Origin of the sequence: Variovorax paradoxus (assembly GCF_029919115.1) — a bacterium.
Taxonomy (GTDB): domain Bacteria; phylum Pseudomonadota; class Gammaproteobacteria; order Burkholderiales; family Burkholderiaceae_C; genus Variovorax; species Variovorax paradoxus_O.
Genome location: NZ_CP123990.1, coordinates 2,098,927 through 2,118,156, shown reverse-complemented (window position 1 = coordinate 2,118,156; position 19,230 = coordinate 2,098,927). Strand labels below are relative to the sequence as shown.

18 protein-coding genes are annotated in these 19,230 nt (G+C 64.9%); 2 read left to right on the top strand and 16 right to left on the bottom strand.

Annotated features, from left to right (window positions below):
- Positions 1-19: 19 nt before the first annotated feature.
- The gene (locus tag QHG62_RS10345; RefSeq protein ID WP_432445595.1) at positions 20-724 is read right to left on the bottom strand and encodes an FMN-dependent NADH-azoreductase; all 705 of its coding nucleotides are present in this window, start codon (positions 722-724) and stop codon (positions 20-22) included.
- A 110-nt stretch (positions 725-834) separates the two neighbouring features.
- Between QHG62_RS10345 and QHG62_RS10340 the strand changes: the two genes are divergently transcribed.
- Together QHG62_RS10340 and QHG62_RS10335 are read left to right on the top strand one after the other, a co-directional pair.
- Complete coding sequence (locus QHG62_RS10340; RefSeq protein WP_281150774.1) at positions 835-1,764, top strand: LysR substrate-binding domain-containing protein; 930 nt, start codon at positions 835-837, stop codon at positions 1,762-1,764.
- A gap of 31 nt (positions 1,765-1,795) precedes the next feature.
- A complete protein-coding gene (locus tag QHG62_RS10335) occupies positions 1,796-2,440 on the top strand; it encodes a Pr6Pr family membrane protein (protein WP_281150773.1) in 645 nt (214 codons plus the stop codon).
- 5 nt (positions 2,441-2,445) lie between these two features.
- Here QHG62_RS10335 and QHG62_RS10330 read toward each other — a convergent pair whose 3' ends face one another.
- The 15 genes from QHG62_RS10330 to QHG62_RS10260 all read right to left on the bottom strand — a co-directional run bounded on the left by QHG62_RS10330 (position 2,446) and on the right by QHG62_RS10260 (position 19,227).
- A complete protein-coding gene (locus QHG62_RS10330) occupies positions 2,446-3,084 on the bottom strand; it encodes an ABC transporter ATP-binding protein (RefSeq protein WP_281150772.1) in 639 nt (212 codons plus the stop codon).
- A gap of 23 nt (positions 3,085-3,107) precedes the next feature.
- On the bottom strand, positions 3,108-4,013 hold the full coding sequence (locus QHG62_RS10325; protein WP_281150771.1) for an SDR family oxidoreductase: 906 nt from the start codon (positions 4,011-4,013) through the stop codon (positions 3,108-3,110).
- A gap of 113 nt (positions 4,014-4,126) precedes the next feature.
- Positions 4,127-5,065 (bottom strand): glutathione S-transferase family protein, encoded by a 939-nt coding sequence (locus QHG62_RS10320; protein ID WP_281150770.1) that lies wholly within the window; start codon positions 5,063-5,065, stop codon positions 4,127-4,129.
- Positions 5,066-5,109: 44 nt separating this feature from the next.
- A complete protein-coding gene (locus tag QHG62_RS10315; protein WP_281150769.1) occupies positions 5,110-6,768 on the bottom strand; it encodes an isovaleryl-CoA dehydrogenase in 1,659 nt (552 codons plus the stop codon).
- A gap of 77 nt (positions 6,769-6,845) precedes the next feature.
- The gene (locus tag QHG62_RS10310; protein WP_281150768.1) at positions 6,846-7,862 is read right to left on the bottom strand and encodes an NADP-dependent oxidoreductase; all 1,017 of its coding nucleotides are present in this window, start codon (positions 7,860-7,862) and stop codon (positions 6,846-6,848) included.
- Between the two features lie 34 nt (positions 7,863-7,896).
- Positions 7,897-8,358 (bottom strand): PaaI family thioesterase, encoded by a 462-nt coding sequence (locus tag QHG62_RS10305; protein WP_157613793.1) that lies wholly within the window; start codon positions 8,356-8,358, stop codon positions 7,897-7,899.
- A gap of 12 nt (positions 8,359-8,370) precedes the next feature.
- A complete protein-coding gene (locus QHG62_RS10300) occupies positions 8,371-9,165 on the bottom strand; it encodes an SDR family oxidoreductase (protein ID WP_281150767.1) in 795 nt (264 codons plus the stop codon).
- Positions 9,166-9,206: 41 nt separating this feature from the next.
- On the bottom strand, positions 9,207-9,446 hold the full coding sequence (locus tag QHG62_RS10295) for a hypothetical protein (protein ID WP_281150766.1): 240 nt from the start codon (positions 9,444-9,446) through the stop codon (positions 9,207-9,209).
- Between the two features lie 2 nt (positions 9,447-9,448).
- The gene (locus QHG62_RS10290; RefSeq protein ID WP_281150765.1) at positions 9,449-11,302 is read right to left on the bottom strand and encodes an acyl-CoA dehydrogenase; all 1,854 of its coding nucleotides are present in this window, start codon (positions 11,300-11,302) and stop codon (positions 9,449-9,451) included.
- Between the two features lie 170 nt (positions 11,303-11,472).
- Entirely contained in the window at positions 11,473-12,648 is a 1,176-nt protein-coding gene (locus tag QHG62_RS10285) for an acetyl-CoA C-acyltransferase (RefSeq protein ID WP_281150764.1), read from the bottom strand.
- A 43-nt stretch (positions 12,649-12,691) separates the two neighbouring features.
- Positions 12,692-14,167 carry a M20 family peptidase gene (locus QHG62_RS10280; protein WP_281150763.1) on the bottom strand — a complete coding sequence of 492 codons (1,476 nt, stop codon included), beginning with the start codon at positions 14,165-14,167 and terminating at the stop codon, positions 12,692-12,694.
- Between the two features lie 20 nt (positions 14,168-14,187).
- On the bottom strand, positions 14,188-16,293 hold the full coding sequence (locus tag QHG62_RS10275; RefSeq protein ID WP_281150762.1) for a 3-hydroxyacyl-CoA dehydrogenase NAD-binding domain-containing protein: 2,106 nt from the start codon (positions 16,291-16,293) through the stop codon (positions 14,188-14,190).
- A gap of 152 nt (positions 16,294-16,445) precedes the next feature.
- Positions 16,446-17,141 (bottom strand): ABC transporter ATP-binding protein, encoded by a 696-nt coding sequence (locus QHG62_RS10270; protein ID WP_281150761.1) that lies wholly within the window; start codon positions 17,139-17,141, stop codon positions 16,446-16,448.
- A 1-nt stretch (position 17,142) separates the two neighbouring features.
- Positions 17,143-17,919 (bottom strand): ABC transporter ATP-binding protein, encoded by a 777-nt coding sequence (locus tag QHG62_RS10265; RefSeq protein WP_281150760.1) that lies wholly within the window; start codon positions 17,917-17,919, stop codon positions 17,143-17,145.
- Complete coding sequence (locus tag QHG62_RS10260) at positions 17,920-19,227, bottom strand: branched-chain amino acid ABC transporter permease (protein WP_281150759.1); 1,308 nt, start codon at positions 19,225-19,227, stop codon at positions 17,920-17,922.
- Positions 19,228-19,230: the final 3 nt, after the last annotated feature.

Sequence of the window (19,230 nt, the reverse complement as noted above, 5' to 3'; positions counted from 1 at the left end):
GGCCGAGGTAGATGAACGCCTAGGCCAGCGCGGCGTCGACAGAGCGCTCGTTCGCCAGTGCTCCACCAAGTTGGTCCACCAGCCGATCGACTTCCTGCTCAGCCTTGCGAATCGATTGCGCGAGCTCCTCGCCGCCGAACTCGTCGGACTCCACCGCCGCTTCGTACACATCGGTAATGCCGATGTAGCCAACCACGGAGTGCACAGAGCTTTCGACATGGTTCAGGTGTGCGATCCGTCCACCCGTGCCATAGCCGTGGTCGCCGCGAGCGCCGAGCAGCACCATGCGCTTGCCCGCATCCGCGAGCAGCGGCCAGTACGGCACGGCACCGCGTGCACGGTCAAAACCAAAAGTGCGGCCCACACGCACGATGTTGTCGATATACGCCTTGAACTGCGCGGGCACGCTGAAGTTGTACATCGGCAAGCCCACCACGATCACGTCGGCGGCAATCAACTGGTCGACGAGCCGGTCGCTCTCAGCCAGTGCCTCGGCCATCCACGGCTCGCGTTCGGCGGGCGGTGTGAACGCTGCATGAATCCAGCGGCCGTTGACGTGTGCGGGCGGGTGCTGGCCCACGTCGAGGTAGTCGATGCGGTCGCTCGGGCGGGCCTGGCGCCAACGCTCGACAAAGCGCGCGGAGAGCCGGCGCGTGTGCGAGCCGTGAGGGTCGATTCCTGAAAGCCCGGGGCGGGCGCTGGTGTCGATATGGAGAAGGTTCATGGTCGTCAATGAGTGAGTTGATCTGTTCTGTTCGGTGCGTTCAAAATGACTGCACAGGCCTCTAATCTAGAGACGACACCAGACTCCTACAAACGATCATTTCTCCATCGATGAACGAAAATAGCTCACCTGTTCGCCGACCGCGCAGCTTGCCACCCCTGCTCTCGCTGCGCGCATTCGAAGCGGCGGCCGCGCATTTGAGCTTTCAGCGCGCGGCGCACGAGCTTTCCGTGACGCCATCGGCCATCAGCCATCAGGTGCGCGCGCTCGAAGACACGCTCGGCCGGCCGCTGTTTCGCCGGCTCACGCGGCAGTTGGCCTTGACACCCGCGGGCCAGCGGCTTTTCGACGACCTGCGCGCAGGCTTCGACGCGCTTGAAGCCGGAATCGAAAGACTGCGCCAGCCTGCCGCACTGCAGGCCGTCACGCTCACCACCAACACCGCTTTTGCCGCCCGTTGGGTGCTGCCGCGCATGGCCGGCTTTGGCAAGGCGTGCCCCGGCATCGAGCTGCGGCTGCACGCCAGCGAGTCGCTCGTCGACCTGGCGCGTGGCGATGCCGACATTGCCGTGCGCTCCGGCAGCGGCAACTGGCCCGGTCTCACTGTGAGCGAGTTGATGGCCGAGCAATACGCACCGCTGTGCAGCCCGATGCTCGGCCTGAAGCGCGTGAGCGATCTGCCGAAGCACCAGCTGATTCACGCCGATTGGCAGCCCGGCGCCGCTGCGCCCGCAACCTGGCCGCGTTGGTTTCGCGAGGCCGGCATTGCGCCGCCCCGTGGCCGATCGATGAAGGCTGCGGGCCTCTCGTTCTCCGACGAAACCCACGCCATCCTCGCCGCCCTCGCGGGCCATGGCGTGGCGCTGCTCAGCCTTACCCTCGCGGCCGAAGAGCTACGCAGCGGCGCGCTGGTGCAGCCCTTCGGGCCGGCGCTGGACACCGGAAGCTACTTTCTCGCGACGGCGCAGGGACGCGAAAATGAACCGGCGATTCGCGGCGTCTGGGACTGGATCGCGTCGCAGGCCGCGGCAGCTGCCTGATGCAGCCTCACATACCCTTAAGGCACCCAAGATGAAGAACATGAACCTCGCACTGGCGCGCCTTCTTCACGGCGTTGTCGCACTCGCCGCGCTGGCGGGCATCGGCCTCGAACTCGCCGCGGCAATCACCGGCGGCGCGGGAGCCGCCCCGACGCATCTCGAGCGCTTTGTGCGGCTCTTCAGCTACTTCACCATCGACGCGAACATCCTCATCGGCGGCGTGAGCGCCTTGCTCGCTTTTCGTCCCGCGCACGATGGCCGACTGTTCCGTCCGCTGCGGCTGACCGCTGTCTTGAGCATTGCCGTGACGGGTATCGTCTTCCACACTGTGCTCACCGGGCTGCGCGAGCTGACGCCGTCCGGGCAGCTGGCCAACTTTCTGCTGCACACCGTGACACCGGTCGTCGCGGTGCTCGGCTGGTTGCTCGTCGGCCCGCGGCCGCGCATCGACGGCGGCACCATCGGTCTCTCGGTACTGCTGCCGCTGGCGTGGATCGTCTACACCTTCGCGCGCGGTGCGTTCGTCAGCTGGTATCCGTATCCGTTCATGGATGTCGGTGCGCTGGGGTTCGGGCGTGCGGTGCTCAACTCGGTGGTGGTTGCCGTGATCTTCCTGGTCATGGCATTCGGCTTGCGGCTGCTGGAGAAGCAGCTTCCTTCAGCGCCGGCGGCCTGAAAGCTTCAGCGCAGCGGCAGCTCGATGCAGCCTGCAAGCGGCACCGCGGTGACGCGTTCGCTGCTCGCAACGACGACAGCTCGGCCGGGCTGCGCAGCGCGCCGGGCCAGCGCATTCCACAGGTGATGAATCGATCGGGCATCGAGCGCAGCCGTAGGCTCGTCGAGCAGCACCAGCGGACGTCCCGATGCCAGTGCTGCCGCCAGCCACACCTTGCGCTTCGAACCGGTCGAGAGCATGTACATCGGTTTCTCGAGATGCGGGGTCAGTGCGAAGCCTTCGACGAGGGCCTGCCATGAAGCCTCATCGAAACCCGCATCACCTTCGCTGAGCGTTGCCGTGCATGCGTGGGCCGTGACCTGGTCGAAGGCCTCCGTCGTTGGATCGCAGAAGAAGACGTTCCGGCGATAGGCATCGGGTGCGAGGTCGAGCCGCGCGCCCACTACCGTCAGACGCCCGGTCGCAGCCAGCGCGCCGGCCATCAGGCGAAGCAAGGTGGACTTTCCGGTGCCGGTGTCGCCATACAGCAGCGCGACGCCCTCCCCGATGGCCACGGACCAACCGGACGCCAGCGGGGGCTGGCCCGGGTACGCGAAGCCCAGATCCTGGAGTTGAAGAATCGAGGAAGAAGTCGAAGGATTCATGCCCCGGTTGTAGCCGCAAACGATCAACCAGCCCGCAATTGCTCCCGCAGCTTCTGCCCGATCTCGGGCCGCTCGAGAAACGGATCCGCCGGGTTCTTGACCTCGACGATGTTCTCCATGCGGCTTCGCACATTGCCCAGCGCCTTCGGATGGCTGAACACGTAGAACTGGTTGTCTCTGATCGCCTCGAACACCTTCGCCGCCACCTCGGCCGCAGTGATCTTGCCGCTGCTCACCGCCTTGTTGCTCATGGCTTGGCCGATCAGCTGGCTCTTCGTGAGCTCCGTCTCCTTCGGCGCGTTCGGGCGGTTGCGCTCGCTGCTTGTGATGCCGGTGGGCACGAAGTAGGGACACAGCAGGCTCGCGCCGATCTGGTCTGTGACGAGGTTCAGGTCTTGGTAAAGCGTTTCGGTCAGGCTTACCACCGCAGCCTTGGCGGCGTTGTAGATGCCCATGTTGGGCGGCGTGAGCAGGCCCGCCATGCTGGCCGTGTTGGTGATGTGGCCGCGGTAGCCCGGGTCCTTGGCGGCGGCTTCGAGCATCATCGGCGTGAACAGGCGCACGCCGTGAATCACGCCCCACAGGTCGACGCCCAGCACCCATTCCCAATCGGCCACCGTGTTTTCCCACACCAGGCCGCCCGCGCCCACGCCGGCATTGTTGAACACGAAGTGCGGCGCACCGAAGCGCTCTTTCACCGCAAGGGCCAGTGCCTCCATCTGCGCAGCGTCGGACACGTCGACCTTGCGGGCCAGCACCTGCGCGCCAGCGGCTTCCATCTCGGCCTGGGCCTTGTCGAGCGCGTCTTGCTGCACATCGACCAGCACCAGGTTCATGCCGCGCGCGGCCCCGATGCGTGCGCACTCCAGCCCAAAGCCCGAGCCTGCGCCGGTGAGTACGGCCGTCTTGCCCTTGAAGTCCTGAATCATTTGCCGGTGTCCTTCTTGCGTTGAAAGTTTTGTCTCTGATTGACGTTGGTGCGGCAATTGAAATACGAAAAGCGCTGCGGCGCAGTCACGAAGGTGCCCCGCGCGAGAAGCTTTCAGGCTTCGGCTTGCTTCAGCACGTAGCCGATGCGCGGAAAATGCACGTGCACCGTGCCCACGCGCTCGTGGCTGCGCTCCAGCGTGTAGTGCGTGCGCGTGGCGGCCACCAGCGTACCGGGTGTTTCCTCGAGGCCGAAGCTCTCGGCGCGAACCGTGACGGCGCTTCCCAGCGGAATGCCGTGGTCGTCCTGAAAGGTGCTGTCCGTCAGCAGCGTGTGCGGCGTGGCAGCCTTGGCGATGGCAATGGCCTCGTCCGGATTCGATCTTTCAGGCGCACCGTGGCCAATGGCGGCCATGCGGTCCATCCAGTCGACCACCGCGGGCGTGAGGTCGAGAATGCCCCGCACCGAGTCGATGCGGCGCGTGTACCAGAGCGGGTGGTACGCCGAAAAGTCGGCAATGCACGGCGCTTCGCCCAGCAGGTAGGGCTTGTCGTCGAGCATGTCGGACAGGCGGCGCAGATAAGACTTGTACGCACTGGTCGCATCGGCCGGGCGCAGCCGCGTCATGTTGCCCGTGCTCATCTTCGCGCGATCTTCGCCGAAGGCCTTGGCGGCTTCAGGCGGCGCCTTGGCAAACACCTCGGCCACGCCGCGTGGCTGCAGGTTCCAGGCCATCGCGGCCCAGAACAGCGTGGTGTCGGCCCACTGCGAGAGGATGCGCGACATACCCTTTTCGGGCTCCGGGTAGAGCGTCGCCTCGGGCTGGAGATGTTCCAGCACATCGGCGATGAGTGCGCTGTCGCAGTAGATGTCGGCGCCGATCTGCAGGAACGGCGTCTTGCGGTAGCCGCCGGTGAGTATTCCCACCTCGGGCTTGGGCATGATGGCCGGAATGAGGACGGACTTCCACGGCAGCTTCTTGGCGCCGAGGATGAGCCGCACCTTCTCGGAAAACGGCGAAGTGTTGTAGTGGTGGAGGATGAGTTCGGCCATCGGCGTCCTTGTGTTCTTTCTTTGAATTGTTCGGGAGCATGCGATCAGCGCGGGCTGGCGCGCTCGATGATCGAATCGAAATCGGTGTCCGCACCCAGCGTGCCGAATGCGTTGCCCCAATCGCCGCCCAGGCGCGATGCGCAGAAGGCGCCCACAACGGCGGGCGGTGCGGTCTGCGCAAGCAACGCAGCTTGCACCGCCAGGGCCACGTCCTGTGCCAGACGGCGCGCCTCGGTTTCGGAGGCCATCGCCTCGATGCGGGACGGCAGCGCTTCGGCCAGACGGTCGAGTGCGGCGTGCTGGCCGCGTGCCGGCGCCAGCTCTTTGGAGAGGGCCGCTACGGCATCGCCCTTGCGCAGGCCGCGCAGCAGGTCGAGCGCCATGATGTTGCCCGCGCCTTCCCAGATGGAGTTGAGCGGCATCTCGCGGTAGATGCGGGCCATGGTGCCTTCGCCGCCCTCCTCCACATAGCCGTTGCCGCCCAGGCATTCCATGGCCTCTTGCGCAAAGTGGCTGCCGCGCTTGCAGATCCAGAACTTGGCGACCGGCGTGAGCAGGCGCGCCATCAGCCGTTCATGTTCATCGTCCTGCCGGTCGAACGCGCGGGCAAGGCGGATGGCGAGCGCGGTAGAGGCTTCGCTTTCGAGCGCGAGATCCGCCAGCACGTTCTTCATGAGCGGCTGCTCGACAAGCGGCTTGCCGAAGGCGTTGCGCTGCACGGTGTGGTTGATGGCCAGGCTCAGCGCCTGACGCATGAGGCCGCTGGTGCCCAGTGCGCAGTCGAGCCGCGTCATCGTGCCCATCTCGAGGATCTGCGGAATGCCGCGCCCCTCTTCGCCCACCAGCCACGCACTGGCGCCATGGAACTCGACCTCCGAACTCGCATTGGCCTTGTTGCCGAGCTTGTCCTTCAGGCGCTGGATGTGGATGGCATTGCGGGCGCCATCCCCCATCCATTCCGGCAACACGCGGGGCAGGAAAAAGCAGCTCAGCCCGGCAGGCGCCTGCGCCAGCACCAGGAAGGCATCACACATCGGCGCCGAGAAAAACCACTTGTGGCCGGTGATCGCGTAGCGCTCGCCCCAGGCGTCGCTGCCCTCGCGCACGGCACTTGTGGTGTTGGCCCGCACGTCCGAGCCGCCCTGCTTTTCGGTCATGCCCATGCCCATGGTCACGCCTGGCTTGTCCTTGAACGACTTGAGCGCAGGGTCGTACCAAAGGCTGCCGACCTTTGCCCCCCAGTCTGCATACACCGCCGCATTGCTGCGCAGTGCGGGCGTTGCGGCGTAGGTCATCGAAATGGGGCAAAGAACCGACGGCTCCAGCTCGGTGAAGAGCATGAAGCCCGCCGCCCGCTGCACGTGCGGCGAGGCGGAAGTGCCGGTCCACGGTGTGCCATGCAGGCCCGCGCCGACGGCGGCCTTCATCAGCGCGTGGTAGCTGGGATGAAACTCCACCTCGTCGATGCGCCGGCCGAAGCGATCGTGCGTATGCAGCTGTGGCATATGGGTGTTGGCCAGGCGCGCATGCGTCTGCATGTCGGCCGAGCCGACGGTGGCGCCCAGTTCATGCAGCTGCGCCAGCTGGAGCGCCGGCGCGTTGAACTGCAACGCATCGCGCAGGGGCCTGTTGGTTTCGAAGAGGTTGTAGTCCACCAGCGGCGCGGGCTGGTTGAACACCTCGTGCGTTCCAGCATTCTTCATACAGAACCTCCGAGAAGTCAGTTCCAGAAAAACCGCGGCACCGGGTTTGCCGGGCCGCCGGCGTGGCCCCCGGCAGCCTAGACCAGCTTGACCAGTTGCTTGCCGAAATTCTTGCCCTTGAGCAAACCCAGGAAGGCCTCAGGGGCGGATGCGATGCCTTGCGCCACCGATTCGCGCGGCTTGAGCTTGCCGGTGGCCACCAGCGTGCCGAGCTCGGTCAACGCCTCGGGCCACACTTCCATGTGCTCGCTCACGATGAAGCCTTCGATCTTCATGCGGTTGATCAGGATGAGCGCCGGGTTGGCCAGCGGCAGCGGCTGGCCGTCGTAGCCCGCGATCATTCCGCACAGCGCAACGCGCGAGAAGGCATTCGCGCGCAGCAGCACGGCGTCGAAGATATAGCCGCCCACATTTTCGAAGTAGCCGTCGATGCCGTTCGGGCAGGCTTCCTTGAGCGCGGCGCTCATGCTCTTCACATCAGGGTGCTGGCGATAGTCGATGCAGGCGTCGAAGCCGAGCTCTTCGGTCACGTACTTGCATTTGTCAGGGCCGCCCGCGATACCCACCACGCGGCAGCCGCGCGCCTTGGCGAGCGCGCCGAACGCGCTGCCGACCGCACCGCTGGCGGCCGTAACGACCATCGTCTCGCCGGCCTTGGGCGCAATGATCTTCACCAGCCCATACCAGGCAGTGACGCCCGGCATGCCGACCGCGCCGAGGTAGTGCGATAGCGGCACGTGCGTGGTGTCGACCTTCTTCAGCGCGCCGGGCTGCGACGCATCGACCACGCTGTATTCCTGCCAGCCGCCAAAGCCCACCACCTTGTCGCCAGGGGAGAACTTGGGGTGCCTGCTTTCCACCACTTCACCGGCGGTGCCGCCCTGCATCACCTGGCCGAGCGGCTGGGGCTGCGCATAGCTCTTGGAGTCGTTCATGCGGCCGCGCATGTACGGGTCCAGGCTCATGTAGTGGTGGCGCACCAGCACCTGGTTCTCGGCCAGCGCGGGCGTTTCGGCGGTCACGAGCTTGAAGTTGCTGGCAACGGCTTCGCCATCGGGGCGGTTGTCGAGGTGGATCTGCTTGTTGGTGGGCATGAATGGGCTCCTGGAGATTCGTTTCGGTGGTCGGTCAGTCGGTCGAGGGCGGACGCATCGCATTCGCGCTGGCCGGCCCTGTCGGCAGGCGGCGCTTCACGTACTTGAAGGTGCCTGTGGCATGGGCGCACACGCGCTCCTGCTCGTCGTAGATCTTGGCTTCGGTAAAAGCCAGCGTTGCGGTGCGATGAATGAGCGTGCCGCGTGCATGCAGCGGGCCGACCGAAGGCTGCATGAAGCTGGTCTTCATCTCGATGGTGACCACGCCCGTCTCGGGCGCCACGCTGCGCGCTGCGGCCGCCATGGTGATGTCGAGCAGCGTCATGCAGGCGCCGCCGTGGGTCACGTCGAAGGTGTTCAGGTGCTCGGGCTTGGCGGTGTAGATGATCTCGGATTCGCCGCCCTCGAACTTGGTGAGCTCGAAGCCCAGGTGGCGCGCGAAGGGAATCTGGCTCGTGTACGAGCGGATGTTGATGTCGGTGGAATCTTCAGTCATTACGCACCAAGCTTACGCGCCAAGCACCACGCTCACACCGCCGTCGACTGCGAGCCACTGCCCTGTGATGTGCTTGCCGGCATCGCTTGCGTACAGCAGCGTCAGGCCCTTCAGGTCTTCTTCATCGCCCAGGCGGCCGAGCGGCGCATGAGAGGCCATCTTTTCCTCGCCCAGCGACTTGATCAGCCCGGCGGCCATCTTCGTCATGAAGAAGCCGGGGCAGATCGCGTTCACGTTGATGTTGTACTTGCCCCATTCGGCGGCCAGCGTGCGCGTGAAGCCGATCACCGCCGTCTTCGAGGTGTTGTAGGCCAGCGTCTGCATTTCAGGCGGGTTGCCGTTCAGGCCTGCAATGGATGCAATGTTGATGATGCGCCCCGTTTTCTTGGGGATCATGTAGCCGTTGGCCACGTGCTGCGACAGGATGAAATAGCCGCGCACGTTGAGGTTCATCACCTTGTCCCACGCCTCGACCGGATGGCTCTCGGCCGGCGCGCCCCAGCTGGCACCCGCGTTGTTCACGAGGATGTCGATGGCGCCCATGCGCTGTAGCGTTTCGTCGGCCAGGCGGCGCGTGTCTTCTTCCTTCGAGCAGTCGGCGGCGATCCAGCGCGCGTCGATGCCGGCGGATTGCAGCTCGGCCGCGGCCTGCTCCAGGTCGTCGGCCTTGCGGGAGCTGAGCATGATCCTCGCGCCCGCCTCGCCCAGCGCATGCGCCATCTGCAGGCCAAGGCCGCGCGAGCCGCCGGTGATGAGGGCGGTCTTGCCGGTAAGGTCGAACAGCTGCTTGGTGGTGCGAGGGGTCATTGGGTGTCTCCGATATTCACGATGTTCAGAAGAGATGCGTGCTACTTGTCGCCCAGGCGCGAGCGCACATAGATGAGCACGACGCCCACAAGCGCGACCACCCCGCCGGGCACGGCCATCGACCAGCCGATCGCCGGTTCGGTGCGGCCGGTGGCAATGCCGAGGATCACGAGAAACAGGCCGCCGTAGATCAGGATCCAGATCCACTTCTCTAGCCGCGCGTGCGGCTTGGGTGGCTTGACGGGGTTGGGGGTGTTGTTGTTTGGGGCGGCGTTGGCCATTATCAAAAAGCTTCCTCTGGCAATGCTGTACAGGTGGGATCCCGGCTTTCGACCACGTTGAGCCAGGCGCCGATTTTCGGCAGCTCGTAGTGGAAGAAATAGTCCGTGGCTCCAATCTTGCCAGCTGTTACCGCCCTCGCCTTTTGTGCGTCGATTTCGAGTGCCCGCTGCGCCACGTCCAGCCAGATCCAGGCCAGCACGGTGTGGCCGAACGCCTGCATGTACGGCACGGCGTTGGCCAGCGCATCGGCCGGGTCGCCGGTGGACCAGGCGGCCTCGGTCGCACTGCCGATGCGCTGCAAGGCCACTTTCAGTGTCTTGGCATGCGCCGCGAGCGCCGGCACCTCGCCCGCGCGGCCGATGGTGTCGGTGATGCGGCCGGCCAGCAGCTGCAGGCCCCGGCCTTTTTCCATCAGCACCTTGCGGCCCAGCAGGTCGGCCGCCTGGATGCCGTGCGTGCCCTCGTGGATCATGTTCAGGCGGTTGTCGCGCCAGTACTGTTCCACCGGAAAATCGCGCGTATAGCCGTAGCCGCCGTGCACCTGAATGGCCAGCGAGTTGGCCTCGAGGCACCATTCGCTGGGCCAGCTCTTGGCAATGGGCGTGAGCACCTCGAGCAACAGGCGCGCGTCGTCCGCAGCCTGCGCGTTGCCTGTTTTCTGCTCGTCGACCAGACGGGCGCAGTACAGCTCCAGCGCCAGGGCGCCTTCGCAATACGCCTTCTGCGCGAGCAGCATGCGGCGCACGTCGGCGTGCTCGATGATGCGCACCTGCGGGCTGGCCGAATCTTTTGCGACCGCGGTGCCGGGCTGTTCGGCTTTTTTCACGAGCCGGCCCTGCGGCCGGGTCTTCGCATATTCGAGCGAGGCGTAATAGCCGGCCATGCCGAGCATGGTGGCCGCGGTGCCGACCCCGATGCGCGCCTCGTTCATCATGTGGAACATGCAGTGCAGGCCCTTGCCGGGCTCGCCGACCAGGTAACCCACCGCACCCGCCTTGCCGCCGACGGGATACTTGCCCTCGCCGAAGTTCAGCAGCGTGTTGGTGGTGCCGCGCCAGCCGAGCTTGTGGTTGAGCCCTGCGAGCGCCACGTCGTTGCGCTCGCCGGTCAACTCTCCATTCGTGTTCACCATGCGCTTGGGCACGATGAACAGCGAGATGCCGCGCGTGCCCGGCACCAGCTTGCCGTTGGCATCGGGAATCTTGGCAAGCACGATGTGCACGATGTTCTCGGTCAGCTCGTGGTCGCCCGCCGAGATCCACATCTTGTTGCCCGTGAGCCGATAACGCGGCCCCAGCGGATCGTTCTGGTAGTCGTCGCCGTCAGGCACAGCGCGCGTGGCCACGTCGCTCAGCGAAGAGCCTGCCTGCGGCTCCGACAGGCACATGGTGCCCGCCCAGCGGCCCGAAAATTCGTTCTTGGCGAACACCTCTTTCTGCAATTCGGTGCCGTGCACCATCAGCAGGTTGGCGTTGCCGCTGGTGAGCATGTTGGAGCCGATGCTCACCGATGCCATTGCGAAAAAACTGTTGGCCGCGGCCTGCAGCGTGTAGGGCAGCTGCATGCCGCCAATGTCGTAGTCCTGCGCCGCGCTCATCATTCCGGATTCGACAAAAGCCTTGTGCGCATCGTGGGTTGCCCGCGGCAACACGACTTTCTCGCCGTCGAAATGCGGCTCCTGCGTGTCGACGATGCGATTGGCCGGCGCGTACTTTTCGCGCGCGATGCGCTCGCAGGTGTCGAGCACCGCGTCGAAGGTTTCACGCGAATGGTCTGAAAAGCGCTCGCGCTGGCTCAGCGATTCCGCGTCGAGCCAGTCGTAGAGCAGGAAGTCGAGTGTGGGACGCAGGCTCATGATCGGATCTCGGTGTTGAGGCTACAGACTTCGACCGGTAGCGCTCGTCGGCCGGCGAAGCCAGGCCCGTTCGTGGAACACCGCGGAACCGGCTTTGCCGGTCCGCTGGTGTTGCCCCCGGAAGGGGGTTGGCGGAGGCGACACGAAGTGCGCCGCAGACTGGGGGAGAGTCAGATGATTTCGAATACGCCCGCGGCGCCCATGCCGCCGCCGATGCACATCGTCACCAGCACCTTCTTCGCGCCGCGGCGCTTGCCTTCGATGAGCGCGTGGCCCGTCAGGCGCTGTCCGCTCACACCGTAGGGGTGGCCCACGGCGATGGCGCCGCCGTCCACGTTCAGGCGGTCGCCCGGAATGCCGAGCTTGTCGCGGCAGTAGATCACCTGCACCGCGAAGGCTTCGTTCAGCTCCCACAGGTCGATGTCGTTGACCGTGAGGCCCAGGCGCTTGAGCACCTTCGGAATGGCGAAGACGGGGCCGATGCCCATTTCGTCGGGTTCGCAGCCGGCCACGGCAAAACCGAGGAAGCGGCCGAGCGGCTTCAGGCCCTTTTGCTGGGCGTACTTCTCGTCGACCACCACGCAGGCGCCGCCGCCGTCGGAGAACTGGCTGGCGTTGCCGGCCGAAATGAGGCCGCCGGGCAGTGCCGGGCGGATGCCGCTGATGCCTTCCTTGGTGGTACCGGGGCGAATGCCTTCGTCGTTCTCGACCGTGACTTCCTTGGTGCGCAGGCCCATCACGGGATCGGCCACGCCGGCCAGCACGGTGATGGGGGCGATCTCGTCCTTGAAGCGGCCGGCTTCGAGCGCGGCGGTGGCCTTCTGCTGGCTGGCGGCGCCGTATTCGTCCATGGCGTCGCGGCCGATGTTGTAGCGCTTGGCGACCTGCTCGGCAGTCTGCAGCATGTTCCAGTAGATCTCGGGCTTGTGCTTTACCAGCCAGGGGTCGGCCAGCATGTGCTTGTTGGCTTCGTTCTGCACGCACGAAATGCTCTCGACGCCGCCGGCCACGTAAACCTCGCCCTCGCCTGCAATGATGCGCTGGGCGGCGGTGGCAATGGTCTGCAGGCCCGACGAGCAAAAGCGGTTGATGGTCATGCCCGAGGTGGTCACGGGGCAGCCGGCGCGCAGCGCGATCTGGCGCGCAATGTTGGAGCCGGTGGCGCCTTCGGGCGTTGCGCAGCCCATGATCACGTCGTCGACTTCGGCGGCTTCGATACCGGCGCGCGAGATGGCGTGCTGCACCGCATGGCCGCCGAGCGTGGCGCCGTGCGTCATGTTGAAGGCACCCTTCCAGCTCTTGGCGAGCGGCGTGCGGGCAGTGGAAACGATGACGGCGCTGGTCATGGTGAGGTCCTTTGAAGATGGAAGGGAAAAGAAGTCGTGGTCGTCATTGCGCCGGCGCAGCGTTGGTGTTGCGCAGGAGCTGGTGATAGAAGCCGATCATCTCGCCGTAGTTGGAGATGGCCAGGCGTTCGTTGTTGCCGTGGAAGCGCGCCAGGTCTTCGCTCTTCATGCGGAAAGGCGAAAAGCGGTAGACGGCGTCGCTCACAAGGCTGAAGTGGCGCGAATCGGTGGCGGCCGTCATGAGGCCGGGCGCCACCACCACGTCGGGGAACGACTGTCGCACCGCCTGCTGGATGGCACGGTAGCCGGTGCTGTCGGTCGGCGACACGGGCGAAGGCTCGGAGTTGCCCGGATAGCGCTTGATCTTGATCTCGTCGTTGCCGAGCGCCGTGCGCAAGTGCGCTTCCACGCTGTCGATCGTGTCGCCCGGCAGGATGCGGAAGTTGACCGCCGCCTCGGCCCGGCCGGGCAGCACGTTGTCCTTGTTGCCGGCGCGCACGATGGTGAGCGCGGTGGTCGTGCGCAGCATGGCGTTGCTGCTCGGGCTCTTCTGGAGCTGGCTGCGCACCAGCGGCTCTGTGAGCCACAGGTTGGAAAGCATCACGCGGTTGACGCCGCTCATCTCGGGCGCGAGTGCGCCGAACATCTGGGCGGCCACGCCTTTGATGCCGCCGGGCATGGGATCGCCCTCGAGCCGCGCGAGCGCTGCGCTCATGCTGCCGATGGCGCTGCGCTGCGGCGGCATCGACGAATGGCCGGGGGCCGTGTCGAGCGAAAGAAAAAAGGTGCCGTAGCCCTTCTCGGCCAGGCCGATGAGCGCGGCCGGCTTCGAAAGGCCGGGCAGCACGCCGTCGAGGATCAGCAGGCCCTCGTCGAGCACCCAGTCCAGCCGCACGTTGCGCGACTTGAGCAGTTCGGCAATCGGCCGCGCACCGCGCAGGCCGCTCACCTCTTCGTCATCGCCCATCACGAGGTAGACGGTCTGCCTGGGCTTGAAGCCGCTCGCAATCAGCAGCTCGATGGCTTCCATCTGAGCGAACAGGTTGCTCTTGTTGTCGAGCGTGCCGCGGCCCCAGACAAAGCCGTCCTTGATCTCGCCGGCAAAGGGATCGACGGCCCAGGCCTTTTCGGTGCCGGGCGCAATCGGCACCATGTCCTGGTGCGCCATCAGCGCGATGGGTTTGGCCGCCGCATCGGTGCCGGCCCATGTGTAGAGCAGCGCCTTCTGGCCCACCACTTCCTTCTTGAGGGTGGCGTGGACCTTGGGGAACTGCTGCTCCAGGTAGGCGTGCAGCTTGTCGAACTCGGCCAGGTTGGCGGCCGGATCGTCAAGGCTGGAAACGGTGCGGATCGGAATTGCGCCCGCCAGCCGCGTGGCGGCGGCCTGCACGTCCATCTCGAGCTTGGGAGCGGGCGCTGCCGCCAGTTGCTGCGACGGCGTGCGCCAGGTATTGACCGCCACGGCTGCCACAAGCACCACAAGCACCAGCAGCAGCCCGAGAAAGATGCGTTTCAACATGGGCGGTCAGGCTTCCCGTATCAGCTGAAGGACTTGCCTTCGGCCACCAGCTTCTGGATCAGCGGCGCGGGCTGCCAGAACTCGGCGTCGTCGCGCGGGTTCTTGGCAAAGCGCTTCATGGTTTCGGCCACGTTGTACAGGCCGACCTGCGATGCGTAGTGCATCGGGCCGCCGCGCCAGATCGGGAAGCCATAGCCGGTGAGGTACACCATGTCGATGTCGCCCGCCTTCGAGGCAATGCCGTCTTCCAGGATGTGCGCGCCTTCGTTGACCAGCGCATACACCAGGCGCTGCACGATTTCTTCGTCGGAAATCTTGCGCGGCGTGATGCCCATTTCCTTGCGGTGGTCTTCGATCATCTTGTTGACCAGGTCCGACGGAATCGCATCGCGCTTGCCGGCTTGGTAGTCGTACCACCCTGCCCCGGTCTTCTGGCCGAAGCGGCCCAGTTCGCACAGCTTGTCGGCCGTGCGGCTGTACTTCATGTTCGGATGCTCCACGGCGCGGCGCTTGCGAATGGCCCAGCCGATGTCGTTGCCGGCCAGGTCGCCCATGCGGAACGGACCCATGGCAAAGCCGAACTTCTCGATGGCCTTGTCGACCTGCTGCGGCGTGGCGCCTTCGTCGAGCAGAAAGCCCGCCTGGCGCGAGTACTGCTCGATCATGCGGTTGCCGATGAAGCCGTCGCACACGCCCGAGACCACGGCCGTCTTCTTGATCTTCTTGCCGATGTCCATGACGGTGGCCAGAACATCCTTGCCCGTTTGCTTGCCGCGCACCACTTCGAGCAGCTTCATCACGTTGGCGGGGCTGAAGAAGTGCATGCCGACGACGTCTTGCGGACGCTCGGTGAACGATGCGATCTTGTCGACGTCGAGCGTGGAGGTGTTCGAAGCCAGGATGGCGCCCTTCTTGGCGACGCGGTCGAGCTCCTTGAACACCTTCTCCTTCACGCCGAGTTCCTCGAACACGGCTTCGATGATCAGGTCGGCGTCCTTCAGGTCGTCGTAGCTCAGCGTGGTGCTCAAGAGCGCCATGCGCTGCTCGTACTTGTCCTGCTTGAGCTTGCCCTTCTTGATCTGCGATTCGTAGTTCTTCTTGATGGTGGCAATGCCGCGGTCGAGCGCTTCCTGCTTCATCTCGAGAATCTTGACGGGGATGCCCGCGTTCAAAAAGTTCATCGAAATGCCGCCGCCCATGGTGCCGGCGCCGATCACGCCGACCGACTTGATCTCGCGCTTGGGCGTGTCGTCGGCCACGTCGGGAATCTTGGAGGCCGCACGCTCGGCCATGAACAGGTGGCGCAGCGCGAGCGACTCGGGCGTGAACATCAGCGATGTGAAGATGCGGCGCTCTTCGGCCATGCCTGCGTCGAACTTCATCTTGGTGGCGGCCTGCACGGCCTCCACGCACTGCAGCGGCGCGGGGTAGTTCTTCGACATGCCGCCCACCATGTTCTTGGCAAACTGGAAGTACGCATCGCCCTGCGGATGCTTGCACGGAAGGTTGCGCACCAGCGGCAATGCGTCGCCGGTCTTGCCGGCCACGCTCTTGGCAAAGGCCACGGCTTCTTCGAACACCGATTCAGGCGAGGCTGCGAGCCTGTCGAACAGCTTCTGGCCCGGCAGGCTGGCGAGCAGTTCGCTCTTGACCGGCTCGCCGCTCACGATCATGTTGAGCGCGGTTTCCACGCCCAGCACGCGCGGTAGGCGCTGCGTGCCGCCGGCGCCCGGAATGAGGCCCAGCTTGACTTCGGGCAGCGCAATGCTGGTGCCAGGAGCCGCCACGCGGTAGTGGCAACCCAGCGCCAGCTCGAGGCCGCCGCCCATGCACACCGAATGAATGGCCGCGACGATGGGCTTGGGCGAAGCCTCGAGTGCGAGGATCACGCTCAGCAGGTTGGGCTCTTGCAGTGCCTTGGGCGTGCCGAACTCCTTGATGTCTGCGCCGCCAGAGAACGCCTTGCCGGCGCCGGTGATGACGATGGCCTTGACGGCGTCGTCGGCATTGGCCTTCGACAGGCCATCGGTAATGCCGATGCGGGTCGAGAAACCGAGACCGTTGACCGGCGGGTTGGTCAGTGTGATCACGGCGACATCGCCGAGCACTTTGTATTCAGCCGTCATGCTGCGTTCCTTGGTGTGTGAAGAAAAAGAAGAAAAAGCACGAGTGTTCTTTTTCGAGGGATTCTAGGCGTTTCGCGTGGCTCAACAATGGCACGCAGTCGCTGTTGGGACAAGAGGATCCGGGGCGCGGCCCGGATCCTCGGAGGGCTTCTTCAGACCTCGAGCCACTCTTTGCGGGTGGTGGCGTCGGCGCGCAGGCTGTCGGGCGTTCCGTCGAAAACGATGCTGCCGTGGCCCATGACCAGCGCACGGTCGGAGATCTGCATCGCAATGGTGAGCTTCTGCTCGATCAGCAGCACCGAAATGCCCTTGTCCTTGAGCGTCTTGAGGTACTGCCCCACCAGTTCGACGATCTTCGGCGCAAGGCCTTCGGTCGGCTCGTCGATGATGATGAGGTCGGGGTCGCCCATGAGCGTGCGGCACAGCGTGAGCATCTGCTGCTCGCCGCCCGAAAGCACGCCGGCCTCGGTGTGCTGGCGTTCCTTCAGGCGCGGGAACATGCCGTACATGTCGTCGAAGGACCAGCGGCTGCCCTTGCCCGAACCCTTTTGCCCGAGCAGCAGGTTCTGGTGCACCGTGAGCTTGGGAAAGATATCGCGGTTCTCGGGCACGTAGCCGATGCCGAGGTGCGCGATTTCGTAGGCCTTCTTGCGCAGGATGTCCTGCTCCTTCCAGCGCAGCGTGCCTTCGGCATGCACCAGGCCCATGATGGCCTTGGCGGTGGTCGAGCGGCCCGAGCCGTTGCGGCCCAGGAGCGCAACGATCTCGCCGGCGCCAACCTCGAAGGAAACACCATGCAGCACATGGCTCTTGCCGTAGTAGGCGTGAATGTCGTGAAGCTTCAGCATGTCAGTGTCCCTGGCCTTGAGCATCGGCTACCGAAGAGCCGAGGTAAGCCTCTTGCACGCGCGCATTCGCACGCACTGCGGCCGGCGTGTCGAAGGCGATGACTTCGCCATACACCACCACCGCAATCTTGTCGGCCAGGCCGAAGACCACGCCCATGTCGTGCTCCACCGTGAGCAGCGTCTTGCCGACCGTGACGTGCTTGATGAGCGAGATGAAATGCGAGGTCTCGGTCTTGCTCATGCCCGCCGTGGGTTCGTCCAGCAAGATGACGTTGGCACCGCCCGCAATGGTTACGCCAATTTCGAGCGCGCGCTGCTCGGCATAGGTGAGGTTTACCGCGTGCACGTCGCGCTTGCGCTCCAGGCCGATCTGCTTGATGAGCTCTTCGGTGCGCGCATTGGCATCGTCCAGGTTGGAGAGAAAGCGAAGGAAGGTGTACTTGTAGCCCAGGCTCCACAGCACGCCGCAGCGCAGGTTCTCGAACACGCTCAGCTTGGGGAAGATGTTGGTGATCTGGAAGCTGCGCGAAAGGCCCAGCCGGTTGATCTCATACGGCTTCTTGCCGTCGATGCGCTCGCCGTTCAAGAGCACCTCGCCGCTGGTGGGCGCAAGGCGCCCGCTGATCAGGTTGAAGAGCGTCGACTTGCCCGCCCCGTTGGGGCCGATGATGGCCACGCGCTCGCCGGCGTTCACCGCGAGGTCGACGCCGCGGATGATCTCGGTCTTGCCGAAATTCTTGCGCAGCGCCTTCAGTTCCAGTGCATGTTGCGCGCTCATTTACGCCGCCTCCCGACGTTTGATTTCTGCTTCGATTTCTTCTTGCGCCTGGCCCCACACGCGCACGAAGCGGCGTCGCGCCACCTCGAGCGCACCCAGGCCCAGGGCCAGGATGGCCACGGCGCCGAGCCAGCTGCCCACGCCGGCGGTGTCGAGCGCCACACCGAAGAAGTTCAGCGTCGGCCCCATCGCTGCATTCAGCTGGATGTGGTAGATCATTTCGATGAGCGCAGCCGCCCCGATGACCACCGGCACCAGCGCCACGGCGAGCGCGAGGTACAGCAGCCAGAAGCGGTCGAACTTGCCGAACTTGGCAACGCGCAGGTTCATCATCACCAGGCTTGCAATGCCGCCGGGCGCAAACATCACCATGAACACGAACACCAGGCCGAAGTACAGCTGCCAGGCCTTCGACAGTTCGGACAGCAGGATCGACGCGAACACCAGCAGAATCGCACCGATGATCGGCCCGAAGAAGAACACTGCGCCGCCAAGGAAGGTAAACAGCAGGTAGCCGCCCGAGCGGATGGCGTTGAGGCTGTCGGCCGCGTTCACGATCTCGAAGTTGATCGAGGCCAGGCCGCCGCCAATGCCTGCGAAGAAGCCCGCGATGATGAACGCGAAGTAGCGCACGCGCTGCGTGTTGTAGCCGATGAACTCGACGCGCTCCGGGTTGTCGCGCACCGCATTCAGCATGCGGCCGAGCGGCGTGCCGGTAAAGGCATACATCAGCGCGGTGCAAACGAAGCAATACGCGGCAATCAGGTAGTACACCTGGATCTGCGGACCGAAGTTGAAGCCGAAGAAGGTCGGGCCGTACACGCGGTCGGTGGTAATGCCGCCTTCGCCGCCGAAGAAGCTCGGGAACATCAGCGCCATGGAGGCCACCAGTTCGCCGATGCCCATGGTGATCATCGCGAAGGTGGTGCCCGACTTCTTGGTGGTCACAAAGCCGAAGATCACCGCGAAGAACATGCCGGCCAGGCCACCCACCAGCGGGATGAGCACCAGCGGAATCTGCAGGCCGCCCTTTGCGCCCATGTTCATTGCATGAATGGCCAGGAACGAACCGAGGCCGACATACACCGCGTGGCCGAAGCTCAGCATGCCGCCCTGCCCCAGCAGGATGTTGTAGCTCAGGCAGATGATGATGAGATAGCCCATCTGCGAGAGCATGGTGAGTGCCAGGCTGCTCTTGAACAAAAGCGGCGAGACGATCAGCACGATGGCGAAGAGCGTCCAGACCAGGTAGCGCCCGATGTTCCAGGGCTTGAAGCGGTAGTACTGTGTAGAAGTTGCTGTGGTCATGGC

Bases quoted from the DNA above. Each gene is read 5' to 3' on its own strand.
- QHG62_RS10345 (WP_432445595.1), bottom strand. From the start codon at position 724: ATGAACCTTCTCCATATCGACACCAGCGCCCGCCCCGGGCTTTCAGGA.
- QHG62_RS10340 (WP_281150774.1), top strand. From the start codon at position 835: ATGAACGAAAATAGCTCACCTGTTCGCCGACCGCGCAGCTTGCCACCC.
- QHG62_RS10335 (WP_281150773.1), top strand. From the start codon at position 1,796: ATGAAGAACATGAACCTCGCACTGGCGCGCCTTCTTCACGGCGTTGTC.
- QHG62_RS10330 (WP_281150772.1), bottom strand. From the start codon at position 3,084: ATGAATCCTTCGACTTCTTCCTCGATTCTTCAACTCCAGGATCTGGGC.
- QHG62_RS10325 (WP_281150771.1), bottom strand. From the start codon at position 4,013: ATGATTCAGGACTTCAAGGGCAAGACGGCCGTACTCACCGGCGCAGGC.
- QHG62_RS10320 (WP_281150770.1), bottom strand. From the start codon at position 5,065: ATGGCCGAACTCATCCTCCACCACTACAACACTTCGCCGTTTTCCGAG.
- QHG62_RS10315 (WP_281150769.1), bottom strand. From the start codon at position 6,768: ATGAAGAATGCTGGAACGCACGAGGTGTTCAACCAGCCCGCGCCGCTG.
- QHG62_RS10310 (WP_281150768.1), bottom strand. From the start codon at position 7,862: ATGCCCACCAACAAGCAGATCCACCTCGACAACCGCCCCGATGGCGAA.
- QHG62_RS10305 (WP_157613793.1), bottom strand. From the start codon at position 8,358: ATGACTGAAGATTCCACCGACATCAACATCCGCTCGTACACGAGCCAG.
- QHG62_RS10300 (WP_281150767.1), bottom strand. From the start codon at position 9,165: ATGACCCCTCGCACCACCAAGCAGCTGTTCGACCTTACCGGCAAGACC.
- QHG62_RS10295 (WP_281150766.1), bottom strand. From the start codon at position 9,446: ATGGCCAACGCCGCCCCAAACAACAACACCCCCAACCCCGTCAAGCCA.
- QHG62_RS10290 (WP_281150765.1), bottom strand. From the start codon at position 11,302: ATGAGCCTGCGTCCCACACTCGACTTCCTGCTCTACGACTGGCTCGAC.
- QHG62_RS10285 (WP_281150764.1), bottom strand. From the start codon at position 12,648: ATGACCAGCGCCGTCATCGTTTCCACTGCCCGCACGCCGCTCGCCAAG.
- QHG62_RS10280 (WP_281150763.1), bottom strand. From the start codon at position 14,167: ATGTTGAAACGCATCTTTCTCGGGCTGCTGCTGGTGCTTGTGGTGCTT.
- QHG62_RS10275 (WP_281150762.1), bottom strand. From the start codon at position 16,293: ATGACGGCTGAATACAAAGTGCTCGGCGATGTCGCCGTGATCACACTG.
- QHG62_RS10270 (WP_281150761.1), bottom strand. From the start codon at position 17,141: ATGCTGAAGCTTCACGACATTCACGCCTACTACGGCAAGAGCCATGTG.
- QHG62_RS10265 (WP_281150760.1), bottom strand. From the start codon at position 17,919: ATGAGCGCGCAACATGCACTGGAACTGAAGGCGCTGCGCAAGAATTTC.
- QHG62_RS10260 (WP_281150759.1), bottom strand. From the start codon at position 19,227: ATGACCACAGCAACTTCTACACAGTACTACCGCTTCAAGCCCTGGAAC.